General features: G+C 73.8%; 12 protein-coding genes. 7 read left to right on the plus strand and 5 right to left on the minus strand.

The genetic code is table 11. The features are described 5' to 3' along the window. Window positions 1–29: 29 nt before the first annotated feature. Window positions 30–1,664 (plus strand): bifunctional phosphoribosylaminoimidazolecarboxamide formyltransferase/IMP cyclohydrolase, encoded by a 1,635-nt coding sequence (purH, locus tag CELGI_RS04720; RefSeq protein WP_013882966.1) that lies wholly within the window; start codon window positions 30–32, stop codon window positions 1,662–1,664. Between the two features lie 41 nt (window positions 1,665–1,705). Here purH and CELGI_RS04725 read toward each other — a convergent pair whose 3' ends face one another. After that, on the minus strand, window positions 1,706–2,932 hold the full coding sequence (locus CELGI_RS04725) for an NAD(P)/FAD-dependent oxidoreductase (protein ID WP_013882967.1): 1,227 nt from the start codon (window positions 2,930–2,932) through the stop codon (window positions 1,706–1,708). 51 nt (window positions 2,933–2,983) lie between these two features. On the opposite strand from CELGI_RS04725, the gene CELGI_RS04730 reads away from it, so the two are divergent. Continuing rightward, window positions 2,984–3,418, plus strand: a complete 435-nt coding sequence (locus tag CELGI_RS04730; protein ID WP_013882968.1) for a DUF3017 domain-containing protein — start codon at window positions 2,984–2,986, stop codon at window positions 3,416–3,418. Window positions 3,419–3,482: 64 nt separating this feature from the next. Here the strand turns inward: CELGI_RS04730 and CELGI_RS04735 are convergent, their stop codons facing one another. Further along, window positions 3,483–4,535, minus strand: a complete 1,053-nt coding sequence (locus CELGI_RS04735) for an aquaporin (RefSeq protein WP_013882969.1) — start codon at window positions 4,533–4,535, stop codon at window positions 3,483–3,485. A 210-nt stretch (window positions 4,536–4,745) separates the two neighbouring features. Between CELGI_RS04735 and CELGI_RS04740 the strand changes: the two genes are divergently transcribed. The 5 genes from CELGI_RS04740 to pulA all read left to right on the plus strand — a co-directional run bounded on the left by CELGI_RS04740 (window position 4,746) and on the right by pulA (window position 14,234). Then, entirely contained in the window at window positions 4,746–5,963 is a 1,218-nt protein-coding gene (locus tag CELGI_RS04740) for an NADP-dependent isocitrate dehydrogenase (RefSeq protein ID WP_013882970.1), read from the plus strand. Window positions 5,964–6,117: 154 nt separating this feature from the next. Continuing rightward, window positions 6,118–6,798 (plus strand): GNAT family N-acetyltransferase, encoded by a 681-nt coding sequence (locus CELGI_RS04745; RefSeq protein ID WP_013882971.1) that lies wholly within the window; start codon window positions 6,118–6,120, stop codon window positions 6,796–6,798. Window positions 6,799–6,983: 185 nt separating this feature from the next. Continuing rightward, on the plus strand, window positions 6,984–8,030 hold the full coding sequence (locus tag CELGI_RS04750) for a malate dehydrogenase (RefSeq protein ID WP_013882972.1): 1,047 nt from the start codon (window positions 6,984–6,986) through the stop codon (window positions 8,028–8,030). A 3-nt stretch (window positions 8,031–8,033) separates the two neighbouring features. Continuing rightward, entirely contained in the window at window positions 8,034–8,303 is a 270-nt protein-coding gene (locus CELGI_RS04755; RefSeq protein WP_013882973.1) for a DUF167 domain-containing protein, read from the plus strand. Window positions 8,304–8,462: 159 nt separating this feature from the next. Beyond that, the gene (gene pulA / locus CELGI_RS04760; protein WP_013882974.1) at window positions 8,463–14,234 is read left to right on the plus strand and encodes a pullulanase-type alpha-1,6-glucosidase; all 5,772 of its coding nucleotides are present in this window, start codon (window positions 8,463–8,465) and stop codon (window positions 14,232–14,234) included. Window positions 14,235–14,275: 41 nt separating this feature from the next. Here pulA and CELGI_RS04765 read toward each other — a convergent pair whose 3' ends face one another. From CELGI_RS04765 to CELGI_RS04775, 3 genes are read right to left on the minus strand one after another with little or no spacing between them, the layout of a single operon-like run. Next, window positions 14,276–14,725, minus strand: a complete 450-nt coding sequence (locus CELGI_RS04765) for an ATP-binding protein (protein ID WP_013882975.1) — start codon at window positions 14,723–14,725, stop codon at window positions 14,276–14,278. Continuing rightward, entirely contained in the window at window positions 14,712–15,050 is a 339-nt protein-coding gene (locus CELGI_RS04770; RefSeq protein ID WP_013882976.1) for an STAS domain-containing protein, read from the minus strand. Before CELGI_RS04770 ends, CELGI_RS04765 begins: the two co-directional genes overlap by 14 nt. Beyond that, on the minus strand, window positions 15,050–16,990 hold the full coding sequence (locus CELGI_RS04775) for a glycosyltransferase (RefSeq protein WP_013882977.1): 1,941 nt from the start codon (window positions 16,988–16,990) through the stop codon (window positions 15,050–15,052). Before CELGI_RS04775 ends, CELGI_RS04770 begins: the two co-directional genes overlap by 1 nt. Between the last annotated feature and the right edge of the window lie 73 nt (window positions 16,991–17,063).

The following is a 17,063-nucleotide window of genomic DNA, read 5'->3' on the forward strand; positions in this document are numbered from 1 at the left end:
TCTCGAAGCGAAGCCGACCCAGGAGAGCCATGAGCGCCGTGCCGCCCGTCCCGTCGACCGACGTCGACCCCGCCTCGTCCACCACGCGCCGGCCCGTGCGCCGCGCCCTGGTGAGCGTGTACGACAAGACCGGCCTGACCGAGCTCGCGGCAGCGCTGCACGCCGCGGGCGTCGAGATCGTCTCCACGGGGTCGACCGCGGCGACCATCGCGGGCGCCGGGGTGCCGGTCGTCCGGGTCGAGGAGCTCACGGGCTTCCCGGAGTGCCTGGACGGCCGCGTCAAGACGCTGCACCCGCGCGTGCACGCCGGGATCCTCGCGGACACGCGCCGCCCCGAGCACGTCGCGCAGCTCGACGAGCTCGGCGTCGCCGCGTTCGAGCTCGTCGTCGTCAACCTCTATCCGTTCACGCAGACCGTCGCGTCGGGCGCGGCACCCGACGAGTGCGTCGAGCAGATCGACATCGGCGGGCCCTCGATGGTCCGCGCCGCCGCCAAGAACCACCCGAGCGTCGCGGTGGTCGTCGACCCGGCGCGGTACCCGCAGGTCACCGCCGCGCTCGCGGCGGGGGGCTTCACGCTCACGGAGCGGCGCGCGCTCGCGGCGCAGGCGTTCGCGCACACGGCCGCGTACGACACCGCCGTGGCGGGCTGGTTCGCGCACGCCTACGCGCCCGACGAGGTGGCGCAGGACTCCGGCTTCGGCGCGGTCGTCGGGGCGCAGTGGACGCGTGGCGAGGTGCTGCGGTACGGCGAGAACCCGCACCAGTCCGCCGCGCTGTACCTCACCGAGCAAGGCGCCGCGGGACGTGGCCTGGCCGGTGCGACGCAGCTGCACGGCAAGGCCATGAGCTACAACAACTACGTCGACGCCGACGCCGCGTGGCGTGCCGCGCACGACCACGGCGCGACCCCCACGGTCGCGATCATCAAGCACGCCAACCCGTGCGGCATCGCGGTGGGCGCCGACGTCGCGCACGCGCACGCCAAGGCGCACGCGTGCGACCCGGTCTCGGCGTTCGGCGGGGTCATCGCGACCAACCAGCGCGTCACGCTCGCGGCGGCCGAGCAGATCGCGCCGGTGTTCACCGAGGTCGTGGTCGCTCCCGGGTTCGACGACGACGCCGTCGCGCTGCTGACGCAGAAGAAGAACATCCGCCTGCTCGTGGTCGACGCGCCGCCCGCGGCCGTCGTCGAGATGCGGCCCGTCTCGGGCGGTGTGCTGGTGCAGCACGTCGACCGCCTGGACGCCCCGGGCGACGACCCGGCCGGATGGACCCTGGCCACGGGTGAGGCCGCGGACGCCGCGACGCTCGCCGACCTGGCGTTCGCGTGGCGCGCGGTGCGCGCCGTGAAGTCCAACGCGATCCTGCTCGCGTCCGACGGCGCGTCCGTGGGTGTGGGCATGGGCCAGGTCAACCGCGTCGACTCGTGCCGCCTGGCCGTCGAGCGCGCCAATGCGGGTGACGCCGAGCGCGCGCGCGGCGCGGTCGCGGCCTCCGACGCGTTCTTCCCGTTCGCGGACGGCCTGCAGGTGCTGCTCGACGCGGGTGTCCGCGCGGTGGTCCAGCCGGGTGGCTCGGTGCGCGACGAGGAGGTCGTCGCGGCGGCCCGGGCGGCCGGCGTCACGCTGTACCTGACGGGCACGCGCCACTTCGCGCACTGAGCCGTCGCGCCGGCCCGGCGGAGGACCGCCGGGCCGGCGCGTCAGCGCGTGGCGCGCAGCGGCAGCGCCGGGTCCGCCGCGCGCGAGCGGTCGAGCTCGGCCAGTGCCGGGGCCGTGAACAGGCGCCGTGCGGCGCCCACGTCCCGCGGCCGGTCCACGGTGAGCACCGCGGTGAGCGTCGACGAGCCGGCGCGGAACCACAGCGCGGTCCAGCCCTCGCCCGAGCGCGGGTCGCCGCGCAGCACCACCTCGTCGGCGGGGGAGGCGGCACCGAGCAGCGTGAGCTCGCGGCCGAGCTGCGTGGAGAACACGTAGGGCGCGCGGTCGGCGTGCGGCGCGTCTCCGGGGTGCAGGAGGTCGGCGACGAGCGTCTGCGGGTCGCGCAGCGCGCCGTCCCAGTGGCCGCCCGGCACCCAGCCGTGGCGCGCTGACCGGCGCAGGGCCACGTCCCCGACGGCACGCACGTGGCGCGGCGCACCCAGCACCGCGAACCCCTCGTCGACGCGCAGCGCGCCGTCGGGCTCGCGAGGCAGCGCGGTGCCGAGCCACGCCGTGGCGGGCCGCGCACCGACCGCCGCGAGCACCACGTCCGCGCGCACGCGCCCGCCGTCGGCCAGGCGCACGCCCTCGTCGTCCACGCGGTCCACGGGCGCCCCGGTCAGCAGACGTACGTCGTGCTCGGCGTACCAGGGCGCCGTCAGGGCACCCACGGACGCGCCCAGCGCGCCCGTCAGCGGTGCGGGCCCCGCCTCGACCACCGTCACGTCCACGCCCGCACGCGCGGCGACACCCGCGACCTCGGCGCCGATCCAGCCCGCTCCGACGACCGCGAGCCGGTCACCGGGGCGCAGCGCGGCCCGCAGCGCGTCGGCGTCCTGCGCCGTGTGCAACGTGCGCGCGGCGGGCCACCTGGCGGGCCGCACCGCGTGCGCGCCGGTCGCGACCACGACGACGTCCGCCCGGTGCGCGCCGTGCTCGGTCAGCACCGTCGCACCGTCGTCGTGCACCTGCAGCCCGCGCGCGGGCGTGGCCAGGTGCACCTCGTCGGCCAGGGCGAGCAGGTCCGTCCCGACCTCGTCGGCGAGCCATGCGGGTGTCGTGCGGTCCAGCAGGTGCTTGGACAGCGGGGGACGGTCGTAGGGCGGCAGGCCCTCGGCGCCGAGCACGACGACGCGCCCGCCGAACCCGGTCTCCCGCAGCGCGGACACGACCTGCGTGGCCGCCAGGCCCGCGCCGACGACGAGCACGGACGACGGCGGGGGGATCACGCGGCAACGGTAGTCTCACCGGTCGGGGAGGCGACACGGAGGCGGCACGGCATGGTCCCTGAGGACGGTCAGACGAGCGTGGGGCAGACGCCCGCGCGCGCGGAAGCGGGTGGCGCTGACGACCCGCTGCGCGCCGCCGGGCAGCCCGTTCCCGCCGGTTCCGGCCCGATCCCGGTGGCGGAGCAGCGGCTGGACCCGCGCGCGATCGCGCGCGCCTCGCTCCAGGCCTCGCGCAACGCGTCGTTGTGGTGGACCGCGACGGGCGTGGTGCTCACGTGCGTCGTGGCGCTCGTCGCGGGCACGGCCGCCGGGGCGGTCACGCTGGCAGCGGTGCTCGGCGGGGGTGCCGTGGTGCGTGCCGTGCGGCCGTCGCCCGGGCCCGTCGCGCTCGCGGTGCGCGCCAAGGTGATCGACGTGACCGTGCTCGCGCTGCTCGCGGTCGCGCTGGTGGTGCTCGCGCTGCTGCTGCCCACGGTCGCGGCCTGAACCGCTCCGCACCCGGACGCGGACGAGGGCCCGGACGCACGCCCGGGCCCTCGTCGGGAGCGCGTCAGGCCTGGCGCGACTCGACCACCACCACGTCCTCCTGGGTGACGTACACGTCGTCGTCCTCGAGCAGGTTGTCCTCCACGGGCGGTTCGGCCGCGAACGCGCGGTAGACCAGGCCCGCGAGCGCGGCGCCGAGCAACGGCGCGACGACGAACACCCACAGCTGCTTCCACGCCCACGACTCGGAGAAGAGCGCGGCCGCGAACGAGCGTGCGGGGTTGAGCGAGCCGTTGGTCGCGGGGATCGTCACGAGCAGCAGCACCGTGAGCGCCAGGCCGATCGCGACGGGCGCGAGCGCGCGGTGCGCACGGCGGTCGGTGGCGCCCAGGATGACGCCGACGAACACCGCGGTCGCGACGAGCTCGAGGACCAGCGCGGCGAACAGCGTGAACTCCGCGGTGCTCGCCCCGCTGGTGCCGGACGTCACGAGTGCGTTGAGCGGCGAGTGCTCGCCGTAGCCGTTCGCGACGCCGGAGAAGAGCGCGCGTACGTCGCCCTTCCCGAGCACCTCGGGCAACGACGACGGGATGGCGATGAAGACGATCGCGGCACCGAGCGCGCCGCCCATGAGCTGCGCGAGCCAGTAGGGCAGGACGTCGCGCCACGCCGTGCGTCCGGCGAGCGCCGCCCCCAGCGTGACCGCGGGGTTGAAGTGCCCGCCCGAGACGTGGCCGACGGCCGCCGCGGCGGCGAGCACCGCGATGCCGAAGGCGAGCGCGACGCCGAGGGCGCCGCCACCCACCGAGCCCAGGCTCGCGTACATCGCGACGCCGAGGCCCACCAGGACCAGCACGAACGTGCCGAAGACCTCGGCGCCGACCCGTGCGAGCAGGCTCGGCCCCTGCACCACCACCGTGCCCGCAGGAACGTCGTACGCGGCGTAGTCCGTCCCCTCGTCGCCGGACGGGTCGGTGCCGGGTGCGTCGCCCGGTCCCGTGCCGAGGCCGTCGGGCGTGGGAACCGGTGCGGTGGCCGGGCTGGGCTTCCCGAGCCCGACGGGCTCGTTCGCGGCGGGCTCCGGCGCGGGCGCGGCGGGCGTGGTGTCCTGGGACATGGCTGGTCCTGTCGTCGTCACAGTGGTTCGGTGGTCAGCATGCCAGCCGGACCCGTGCAGGCGACCAGGGAACCAGCGCGTCGCTGCGTCCCGTTCGTCCCGGTCCGTGCGTGACCGCGCCCACACGGGCCGGCCGCCGCTTCGTCGGCCGAGGTCTCTCGATGTCGAGTAATCTTGCCCCGGCCCAGAACCCACCAAGGAGTGCCCCGCATGGCGAAGATCAAGGTCGTCGGCCCCGTCGTCGAGCTCGACGGCGACGAGATGACGCGCATCATCTGGCAGTTCATCAAGGACCGCCTGATCCACCCGTACCTCGACATCGACCTGCGGTACTACGACCTGTCGATCGAGAACCGTGACGCGACCGACGACCAGGTCACGATCGACGCGGCGCACGCCATCAAGGAGCACGGCGTCGGCGTCAAGTGCGCGACGATCACGCCCGACGAGGCGCGCGTCGAGGAGTTCGGCCTGAAGAAGATGTGGGTCTCGCCCAACGGCACGATCCGCAACATCCTCGGCGGCGTGGTGTTCCGCGAGCCGATCATCATCTCGAACATCCCGCGCCTGGTGCCGGGCTGGAACAAGCCGATCATCATCGGCCGGCACGCGCACGGCGACCAGTACAAGGCGACGAACTTCAAGGTCGCGGGTGCGGGCACGCTCACGCTGACGTTCACGCCGGCCGACGGCTCCGAGCCGATCCAGCAGCAGGTGGTCACGTACCCCGATGGCGGCGGCGTCGCCATGGGGATGTACAACTTCAACGACTCGATCCGCGACTTCGCGCGCGCGTCGTTCGCCTACGGCCTGCAGCGGGGCTACCCGGTGTACCTGTCGACCAAGAACACGATCCTCAAGGCGTACGACGGCGCGTTCAAGGACATCTTCCAGGAGGTGTTCGACGCCGAGTTCAAGGCCGACTTCGACGCCGCGGGCCTGACCTACGAGCACCGCCTGATCGACGACATGGTCGCCGCCGCGATGAAGTGGGAGGGCGGCTACGTCTGGGCGTGCAAGAACTACGACGGTGACGTGCAGTCCGACACGGTCGCGCAGGGCTTCGGCTCGCTGGGCCTCATGACGTCGGTGCTCATGACGCCGGACGGCAAGACGGTCGAGGCGGAGGCCGCGCACGGCACCGTGACGCGCCACTACCGCCAGCACCAGGCGGGCAAGCCGACGTCGACCAACCCGATCGCGTCGATCTTCGCGTGGACCGGCGGGCTCAAGCACCGCGGCAAGCTGGACGCGACGCCCGAGGTCACGCAGTTCGCGCAGACGCTCGAGGACGTCGTCATCACGACGGTCGAGAGCGGCAAGATGACCAAGGACCTCGCGCAGCTCATCGGTCCGGACCAGGCGTGGCTCACCACCGAGGAGTTCCTGGCCGCGCTCGACGAGAACCTCGCGGCCCGTCTGGCCTGACGCCCGACGCCGACGCGCTCCGGACGCCGTCCGCCCTGCGGGGTGGGCGGCGTCCGGTCGCTCCGGGCGCCCGGTCGGGTGAAACCGCCCGCCCGGGTCGGACATACCGGTCGTCCGGTTTTGGTCCAGGCGGTCAGCGTCGGATAGTGGACGCATGGCACCTGGACCCGCGCACCGCCCGGCGCCCGTGGACCGGATCGAGTGGATCGCGGCCGAACGGGTCGGCGAGGCCGCCGACGTGCTCGCCGCCGCGCTCGCGGACGACCCCGGCTTCCGTCACCTGTTCCCGGACCCCCGACGACGCGGGCGCGAGCTGCGTGCGCTGTACCGCCTGACGCTCGCCGACACGCTGCGCCACGGCCACGTGCTGGCCACGGTGCAGGGCCGGGCGATCACGGGCGTCGTCGCGGTCTACCCGCCGGCTGCCTACCCGCTGACGACCGCGCGGTGGTGGCGGCTGCTCAGCCCGCTCGCCCGCCTCGCGCTGCGCACGCGCACGCACGCGCCGGGTCTGATCCGGTTCGGGGACGCGACCTCGGCCGGTGTCCCGGGGGACGCGTGGTACGTCGAGGCGCTGGGCGTGAGCCCCGAGCACCAGCGGCTGGGCCGCGGACGCCTCCTCATGGAGCAGGTCGTCGCGCTCGTCGACGCGGCCGGGGGCCTGGGGTACCTCGAGACCACCAAGCCCGAGAACGTGGCGTACTACCGCACGCTGGGCTACGAGCCCGTGCGTGAGCCGCTGCCGCTCGCGCCGCAGGGTCCGTTCGTGCACGCGATGGCGCGGGCGCGCGCCGCCGCGCCGTGCGAGGCCGCCCGGGAGCGGTTGGTCGTCTGAGGCGTCGGCCGCCGCAGGGGGGCGGCCGGGCGTGACGCGCGTGCGGCGGGAGGGCCGGCCAGGGGGCCCGGCCGTCCCGCCGCACGGTCCACCGCGAACCGTGCGCGTGCGCGCGATAGGTTGCGAGCACGTGCGTGGCGCGAGCCGCGCCACCGGTGTGAACGGTCGACCGAAGGAGCTTGCCCGTGTCCGAGAACCTCGCCGCGTCCTCGTCCGCCAGCCCGTCCGCGACCACGTCGGGCGATGCCGCGCAGGCGCCCGCCGTCGTGACGGTGACCGGAGCGGCGGGTCAGATCGGGTACGCGCTGCTGTTCCGGATCGTCTCGGGCGCGATGCTCGGGCACGGCACACCGATCCGGCTCCGGCTGCTCGAGGTGCCGCAGGCGGTCAAGGCGGCCGAGGGCACCGCCATGGAGCTCGACGACTGCGCGTTCCCGCTGCTCGCCGGGATCGACATCTTCGACGACGCCCGTGCGGCGTTCGAGGGCGCGAACGTCGCGCTGCTCGTCGGGGCGCGGCCGCGCTCGGCGGGGATGGAGCGCGGTGACCTGCTGTCCGCGAACGGTGGCATCTTCAAGCCGCAGGGCGAGGCGATCAACGCGGGCGCCGCGGACGACGTCAAGGTGCTCGTGGTGGGCAACCCGGCCAACACCAACGCGTACATCGCGGCCCAGCACGCACCCGACGTGCCGCGCGAGCGGTTCACCGCGATGACCCGGCTGGACCACAACCGTGCGCTCGCGCAGCTCGCGGCGCGCACGGGCAGCCACGTCGACGACATCCGCCACCTGACCATCTGGGGCAACCACTCGGCGACGCAGTACCCGGACCTGACGCACGCAACGGTCCGCGGCGTGCCGGCCACGTCGCTCGTCGACCCCGCGTGGGTGCAGGACACGTTCATCCCGACCGTCGCGCGGCGTGGTGCGGCGATCATCGAGGCGCGCGGCTCGTCGTCGGCGGCGTCTGCGGCGAACGCCGCGATCGACCACGTCCACACGTGGGTCAAGGGCACGCGCGACGGCGACTGGACGTCCGCCGCGATCGTGTCCGACGGCTCGTACGGCGTGCCCGAGGGACTGGTCTCGTCGTTCCCGGTCACGGCGTCGGGCGGCGAGTGGTCGATCGTGCAGGGCCTCGAGATCGACGCCGCGTCGCGCGCGCGCATCGACGCGTCGGTGTCCGAGCTGGTCGAGGAGCGCGACGCGGTGCACGCCCTCGGCCTCGTCTGAGGGGTGCGCGTCTCGATCCGGGTGCGGCCCGGAGCGTCGCGCACGCGTGTGGGCGGCGAGCACGCGGGTGCGCTCGTGGTGGCCGTCGGTGCGCGCGCGGTGGACGGCGCCGCGACCGAGGCGGCCCTCGCGGCGCTCGCGGACGCGCTCGGCGTGCGGCGTCGGCACGTACGCCTGGTGACGGGTGCGACGAGCCGCGACAAGGTCCTCGACGTCGAGGGGCTTCCGGAGGCCGACCTGGCCGACCGGGTGGCGCGGCTGCTCACGGGGTGATCCGCGACCGCCCGGCGCGGACGAACCGGGACGCACCGGTCTGACCTGTGCAATCGAACTGCAACACTGGGGAGTCTTGCTGCAAGTTGCAGCAAACCGATACGGTCTGCCGCAGCCGCTCGTGACACCGAGGTCACGGGGGTGACGAAGGAGTCCCCGATGCCGGTCAGCGACGCTCCCGTCCGCCGCCTCACCGCAGTGCTCACCACCCTCGCCGTCGGCGCCGCGAGCGCCGTCGGAGTCGTCCTGCCCACCGCGCCGGCCGCCGCGGCCGCGAGCTCCGTCGCGCTCGTGGGCGACGTGCAGGCCGCGCTCGGCTGCGCCGCCGACTGGGCGCCCGACTGCGCCGCGACCGAGCTCGCGCCCGTCGGCGACGGCACGTTCACGGCCGACCTGACGATCCCCGCGGGGTCGTGGCAGATCAAGGTCGCGCTCGACGACGCGTGGACAGCGTCCTACGGGATCGACGGCACGGCCGACAACAGCCCGCTCGTCGTCGCGGGTGACACGCCCATCCGGTTCACGTACGACGACGAGACGCACCGCACCTCGCTCACCCCGCTCGGGCTGGGCGTGGACGTCGACGACGACGCGATCGTCGCCGAACCCGTGCGCGACCCCGGGGCGGGCAAGAGCTTCTACTTCGTCATGACGGACCGGTTCGCCAACGGCGACGAGTCCAACGACACGGGCGGCCTGACGGGCGACCGCCTCACGACGGGCCTGGACCCCACGGACAAGGGCTTCTACTCGGGCGGTGACCTCGCCGGGCTGCGCGAGCGCCTGGACTACGTGGCGGGCCTGGGCACGACGGCCATCTGGCTCACGCCGTCGTTCCTGAACCGGCCCGTGCAGGGCACCGGCGCGGATGCGTCCGCGGGGTACCACGGCTACTGGATCACGGACTTCACGCAGATCGACCCGCACCTGGGCACGAACGCCGAGCTCGAGGCGCTGATCGACGACGCGCACGCGCGCGGCATCGACGTCTACTTCGACATCATCACGAACCACACCGCCGACGTCATCGACTACGCGGAGGGCGAGTACGACTACGTCGACCAGGCGACCTCGCCGTACACGGACGCCGAGGGCACCGCGTTCGACCCTGCGGACCACGCGGGCGCCGACGACTTCCCGGTGCTCGACCCGGCGACGTCCTTCCCGTACACGCCCGTGGTCGACCCTGCGGACGCGGACGTCAAGGTCCCCGCGTGGCTCAACGACGTGACCAAGTACCACAACCGCGGGAACTCGACCTACAGCGGCGAGTCCACGACGTACGGCGACTTCTCCGGCCTGGACGACCTGATGACCGAGGACCCCGAGGTGGTCGACGGCTTCGTGGACGTCTACGCCGCGTGGGTGGACCTCGGGGTGGACGGCTTCCGCATCGACACCGCCAAGCACGTGAACTTCGAGTTCTGGCAGGAGTTCACGCAGAGGGTCTCCGCGCACGCCGCGAGCGTCGGCAACGACGACTTCTTCATGTTCGGCGAGGTCTACGACGCCGACCCCGTCAAGCTGTCCCCGTACGTGCGTGACTCGGACATGAACGCGGTGCTCGACTTCACGTTCCAGTCCGCAGCGACGAGCTTCGCCAAGGGGGGCTCCGCGGCCGGTCTCAAGGCGCTGTTCGCGGGCGACGACCGCTACACGACCGCCACGACCAACGCCCAGGCCCTGCCGACGTTCCTGGGCAACCACGACATGGGACGCGTCGGGTACTTCCTGGCGGGCACCACGCAGGCCGAGCGGCGTTCGGCGCTCGCGCACGACCTGATGTACCTGACGCGCGGCCAGCCGGTGGTCTACTACGGCGACGAGCAGGGCTTCGCCGGCGCGGGCGGGGACAAGGACGCACGGCAGTCGCTGTTCGCCACGCAGGTCGACGCGTACGCCGACCAGCCGCTGCTCGACGGCACGACGCTGGGCCGCCAGGACCGCTACGACACCGACTCGGTGCTGTACCGGCACATCGCGGCCCTGGCCGACCTGCGGGCCGCGCACCCCGCGCTCACGACGGGTGCCCAGGTCGAGCGGTACTCCTCGGGATCGGTGTACGCGTTCTCCCGGGTGGACCCCGACGAGCGGGTCGAGCACCTGGTCGCCGTGAACAGCGCCGCGGCGCCGGCCACCGTGACGGTGGACTCGCTGACCCCGGGTGCCACGTTCACGGGCGCGTACGGCACCGATGCGGTGCTCACCGCCGGCGCCGACGGTGCCGTCGAGATCACCGTGCCCGCGCTCGGGTCGGTGGTGCTCGTGGCGGACCGCGAGGTCGTCGCACCCGCGGCGGCCGGCCCGATCGGCGTGACCGCGCCGGCCGCGGGTGCGGGCCTGGCCGGCCAGGTGGCCGTCACGGCCGACGTCGCACGCGACGTGTGGAGCCAGACGTCGTTCGCCTACCGCGTGGTGGGTGACGACGAGTGGACCGCGCTGGGCACGGCCGAGACCACCAGCCCGCGCGTCTACCTGGACACGGCCGGGCTCGCGGACGGTGCGCTGCTCGAGCTGCGCGCCGTGAGCGTGGACGCCGCGGGTCACCGGTCCGCGGCCTCGACCTTCGCCGCGGTCGGGCGCGCGGTGGACGGCGTCGTCCCCGAGGACCCGCACGAGGGTGACCTGCTGGTGACCCTGCCCGGCACGCACCAGGTCGAGATGGGCTGCGCGGGGACCTGGCAGCCCGAGTGCGAGGCCTCCGCGCTGACCAGGCGCGCGGACGGCGTGTACTCCGGGTCCTGGACCCTCGCGCCGGGCGCCTACGAGTACAAGGTCGCGATCGGGGGCTCGTGGACCGAGAACTACGGCACGGGCGGCGTCCGGGACGGTGCCAACGCGACCTACACGCTCACCGAGGAGACCCGGGTCACGTTCTACTACGACCCGGTCACCCACTGGTTCATGTCGAGCGTCGACGGTCCGGTGGTGACCGTGCCGGGCAGCTTCCAGCAGGAGGCCGGCTGCGCGGGGGACTGGGCGCCGGACTGCATGGCGACCTGGTTGCAGGACCCCGACGGTGACGGCACCTACACGCTCACGGTGCCCGACCTGCCCGAGGGGGCGTACGAGGCGAAGGTCGCGCACGGGCTGGGCTGGGCGGAGAACTACGGCGTCGACGGCGTCCCGGGCGGCGCGAACTACGCGTTCGTCGCACCCGGCGGCAAGCCCGTGACGTTCACGTACGTGCTGGCCACGCACGTCCTGACGATCGAGGTGACCGACCCGCCGCTGACCGGGCTGAACCAGGCGTACGGGCACTTCGTCGACGCGACGACGATCGCGGTGCCCGCGTCGTGGGTGCCGCAGACCGCCGCCGCGGGCGACTTCACGTGGCGGTTGCACCACGCCCGGACCGCCGCGCTCGAGGTCGCCGACGGCGCCGTGGTCGGCGCCGACCGGAGCGTGGCCCTCCCGGTGGTGCCGCGCGGCCTGACCGCGGCCCAGCTCGCCCGGTTCCCCGCGCTGCGCGGCTACGTCGCGCTGCGGGTGCCGGACGGCACCCCGGTCAAGGCGCTGCTCAAGGGCGAGCTGCTGGTGACCCAGGAGGACGCCGAGGGCGTGCTGCTGGCGGGCTCCGGCCTGCAGGTGTCCGGCGTGCTCGACGCGCTGTACGCCGCGGCACTGAAGCCCGCGTACCTGGGCCTGGCGTTCACGCGGACGGGCACGCCGAAGTTCGCGCTGTGGGCGCCGACGGCTCAGGACGTCGACCTGCTGGTCTGGCCGTCCGGGAGCACGTCGTCGGCGCCCGTCGTCCGGCAGGCGACGCTGTGGTCCGACGGCCGGTGGACGGTCAAGGGTGCGGCGTCGTGGAAGGGCGCGCCCTACCGGTGGCGGGTCAAGGTCTACGCCCCCAGCGTGGACCAGGTGGTGGTCAACGAGGTGACCGACCCGATGTCCACCGCGCTGACCACGAACTCGACGCACTCGGTGGTGCTGGACCTCGCCGACCCGGCGTACCGGCCCGCGTCCTGGACCCGTGCCCCGCAGCCCGTGGTGAAGCCCGTCGAGCAGACCATCTACGAGCTGCACGTGCGGGACTTCTCGATCGGCGACACGACCGTCCCGGCCGCGCGCCGCGGGACCTATCTCGCGTTCGCCCAGGCCGCGAGCGCGGGCATGACGCACCTGCGGCAGCTCGCCGCCGCCGGCATGACGACCGTCCATCTGCTGCCGACGTTCGACATCGCGACGATCGAGGAGGACCGCCGCCGGCAGGAGACGCCCGACTGCGACCTCGCGTCGTACGCGCCCGACTCCGACGCGCAGCAGGCGTGCGTCGGACAGGTCGCCGACTCCGACGGCTTCAACTGGGGTTACGACCCGCTGCACTGGGGCGTGCCCGAGGGGTCCTACGCGACCGTCGCCACGGGCGGCTCGCGCGTCAGCCAGTTCCGCACCATGGTCGGCTCGCTGCACGGCGCCGGCCTGCAGGTGGTGCTCGACCAGGTGTTCAACCACACCGCCGCGAGCGGCCAGGACGCCAGGTCGGTGCTGGACCGCATCGTGCCCGGCTACTACCACCGCCTCGACGCCGCGGGGAAGGTGACCACGTCCACGTGCTGCCAGAACGTGGCGACCGAGCACCGCGTGGCGCAGAAGCTCATGGTCGACACCGTGGTGCGGTGGGCCCGGGACTACAAGGTCGACGGCTTCCGGTTCGACCTCATGGGGCACCACTCGGTGCGCAACATGAACGAGATCCGCAGGGCGCTGGACGCGCTCACGGTCGCCGAGGACGGCGTCGACGGTCGCAAGGTGTACCTGTACGGCGAGGGCTGGAACTTCGGGGAGGTCGCGGACAACGCCCTGTTCCGCCAGGCCACGCAGGGCCAGCTCGACGGCACCGGCATCGGGGCGTTCTCCGATCGGCTGCGGGACGCGGTGCGCGGGGGAGGGCCGTTCGACGAGGACCCGCGCGTCCAGGGCTTCGGCTCGGGCGCCTACACCGATGCGAACGGCGCACCCGTCAACGGCACGGCCGCCGAGCAGCTGGCGCGTGTGCAGCACCAGGCCGACCTGGTGCGGCTGGGGCTGGCCGGGAACCTGCGGGCCTACCGGTTCCGGACCAGCGACGGCACGCTGCGGCGCGGCGACCAGGTGGACTACAACGGCAGCCCGGCGGGGTACGCGTCGCAGCCGGCCGAGGTGGTCACGTACGTCGACGCGCACGACAACGAGACCCTGTGGGACTCGCTGACGTTCAAGCTGCCGACCGACACCCCGATGGCCGATCGCGTCCGGATGAACACGGTCTCGCTCGCCGCGACCGCGTTCGCCCAGACGCCCACGCTGTGGCACGCCGGGTCTGAGCTGCTGCGGAGCAAGTCGCTGGACCGCAACAGCTACAACTCGGGTGACTGGTTCAACGCGCTCGACCTCTCGGGCAAGGACAACGGCTTCGGCCGCGGGCTTCCGCCCCGCGCCGACAACGAGGCCAAGTGGGACCTCATGCAGCCGCTCCTGGCGGACCCGGCCCTCAAGCCCGGCGCCGCGGACATCGCGGCGGCGGAGGCGGGTGCGCTCGACCTGCTCCGGCTGCGCTCGTCGACCCCGCTGTTCCACCTGGGGACCGCGGCGCTCGTGCAGCAGCGCGTGACGTTCCCCGGCGCGGGCAGCGCCGCGACGCCGGGCGTCGTGGTCATGCAGGTGGACGACCCGGCCGCGACGCCGGGCCGGCGGGACGTGGACCCCGGGCTCCAGCGGGTGGTCGTCGTGCTCAACGCCTCGGACCGGCCGACCACGCAGAAGCTGCCGGGCCTCACGGGGCACCGCCTGGTGCTCTCACCCGTCCAGAAGGCCGGGGCCGACCCGGTCGTGCGGACCACGCGCTGGGTCGCGGCCACCGGCACGGTGACCGTCCCGGCACGCACCGTCGCGGTCCTCGTCGAGAAGACCCCGCGCACCCGGGCGTCCGTGGCGTGGTTCTGAGTCACTGATGCGGACGGCCCCGGGGGTCGGGGCCGTCCGCATCAGCGCGCGGGCGGGGCGCTCTCGGCCCCGGTGGCGTAGCGGCGGGACAGGCGCCACACGTTGAGGCCGTCCTCGCGCCGGAAGCTGAACGTGTCGACCGTGCGCTGGATGAGGAGCAGGCCGCGGCCGCTCTCGGCCGTGTCCGCGGGGGTCGAGCCCGTGAGGTCGATGTCGACGTCCGCGCCGTCGTCGGTCAGCGTCCCCTCGAGCGTGGTCGCGGTCACCTGGAACTCGGCACGCAGCTGCACCACCGAGCGCACGGGCAGCGCGTGCCCCACCACGTTCGTCGCGACCTCGACCACGGCCGTCTCGAACCGGATCCGGTCGCCGCGGGGGATGTCCGGGACGCTGTCCCACAGCCGCTCGAGCGCGGTGTGCAGGTCGTCGAGCACCTCGGGGACCGCGGGGCCGGCCGCGCCCGATCGGGCCCGCACGTCATCCGGCAGCATCGAGGGCCTCCTCGACGGTCGCGTGCGGCCGCAGGACGCGGTCCATCGTCGTCAGCTCGAGGACCGTCAGGACCTGGTCGCCCGCGCGTGCGATGCGCAGGTCACCACCGGCCGTGCGGGCCGAGCGCAGCCCGCCGACGAGCGCGCCGAGGCCCGAGGAGTCCATGAACTCGGTCTGCCCGAGGTCCACCACGACGAGCGTGCGTCCGCCGGCGACGGTCCGTTCCACGAGCGCCTTGAGCTCCCCGGCCGATGCCATGGTCAGGCGCCCCCGCGGCGTGAGCACCGCGCCGTGGTCACCGGCGTGCGCGACGTCGAACTCCATCAGCTACCTCCTTCGATTCCGGCCCGGTACCCGCGGTACCGCAGGGCCTGGACGATGACGCTCAGCACCAGCAGGTCGTAGCCGACCCAGAGCAGGTTGACGGTGGTGCCCACCCACGGTGCCATGCCGAGCGCGGCGCGCACGGTGCCCACGACGGCCGCGATCACGAGGAGCGCGATCGCGAGCAGCTGGGGCCACACCAGACGCCACGACCCGGTGGTGTCCTGGCGGGTCTTGGGCGTCACGGCGAACCGCAGCGGCCGTCCCCACCACACGTTGGCCGCGGCCGTGACGGTCGCGCGGATCCACACCGGGAACAGCGCGAGGCTGTACTGCTGCCCTCGCCAGGTGCGCACGCCGTGCGCCGCCAGGAGGAAGAGCAGCTGGCTGACCACCTGGAACGGGATGAACCGCGCGAAGAACTCGACCGTCCACGCGGTGACCGGCAGCACGCCGAAGCACAGGAAGATCACGGGTGCCGCCAGGTAGACCACCGCGGCGAACCCCGCGAGGTAGGACCACTGCGTCGAGAAGTACATGAGGCGCTGGCCCAGCGAGAGGCCGGGCAGACGCAGCGGGTTCTCCCGCAGCATGCCCTGCAGCGTGCCCTGCGCCCAGCGCAGGCGCTGCGTGATCATCGTGCCGAGGTCGTCGGGCGCGAGACCCTCGGCGAGCCGCTCGTGGTGGTAGACCGTGCGCCACCCGAGCGCGTGCAGGTGCATCGCGGTCGCCATGTCCTCGGTGACCGAGACGGTCTGCACGGGCAGGAGCGCCTGCGCCTCGTGGCCACGGTCCACGTCCACCGCGCGGATCAGCGCCTGCACCGAGCCGATCGCGCCCAGGGGCGACCAGTCGCGGTCGGCCAGGCGAGCGAGGGCGACCTCGTCGACCACGAGCGTGCCGAGCTCGCGGTCCGGCTGGATGGGCAGCGACGCGATCGCGGCCAGGTCGCTCTGCATCGCGGCGACGTCGTCGGCGACCACCGCGGCCGAGACCGCGTCCACGCGGCGCTGGAACGCGTACGTGACCTCGGAGACCGGTTCGCCCGCGTCGAGCCGCTCGAGCGCGGTGTGCGCGGCGTCCTCGACCTGCTCGAGCACGTCCCGCGCCATGCCCCCGGGTGCGGACGCGCGGGCGCGGGCGAGCACGCGGCGCGAGGCGAGCAGCGCCTCGCGGACCGAGCGTTCGGTCTCGCGCACGTACCCCACCAGGCCGAGCTGCATGAGCGCGTCGCGCCGCAGGACCGCGTTCGAGCCGCAGAAGAACGCCGCGTTCCAGCCGTCCTTGCCCTGCTGGATGGGCCCGTAGAACAGCGGCGCCTGGCTGCCGAGCGGGTCCGCGTCGGTGACGTTCGTGAAGTGCTGCGGGGTCTGGACCAGGGTGACCAGGGGGTCGGTGAAGTAGCCGAGCGTGTGGTCCAGGATGCGCGGGTCCGGCACCTGGTCCGCGTCCAGCACCAGCAGGAACTCGCCGTCGGTCGCGAACAGCGCGTTGTTGAGGTTGCCCGCCTTGGCGTGGCGCGGCCGGTCCGTCCAGTCCTCCGTGCGCACCACGTACCCGACGCCCGCGGCCTGCGCGGCCTCGCGCAGGGCCGGCCGTGCACCGTCGTCCAGGACCCACGTGCGGTGCGGGTAGCGGATGTCGCGTGCGGCCACCGCGGTCGCCATGACCAGCTCGACCGGCTCGTCGTACGTGGTGACGAACACGTCCACGGTGAGGTCCGGCGGCGGTGGCGGCGGCGTCGGTCGGGGCTGGGCGCGCCACATCGTCATGCCGAAGAACGCGACGTCGACGAACGAGTACGTCTCGGCCACGACGAGCGGCACGGCGATCCACCACGCGTCCCAGTTGACGGACGCGGCCCAGCGCCAGAGCACGTAGTTGAGCCCGAGCGCGACCGTCAGGAACGCCGCCACCCGGAGCAGCCACAGGCGGCTCATGCGGGTCCTCGCTGTCGCGTCATGTCCCCCTCGACCTCCCTCGTCGCCCCCGTGCCGACGTGGCGACCGTAAC

Source organism: Cellulomonas gilvus ATCC 13127 (assembly GCF_000218545.1).
In the GTDB taxonomy this organism is placed as follows: domain Bacteria; phylum Actinomycetota; class Actinomycetes; order Actinomycetales; family Cellulomonadaceae; genus Cellulomonas; species Cellulomonas gilvus.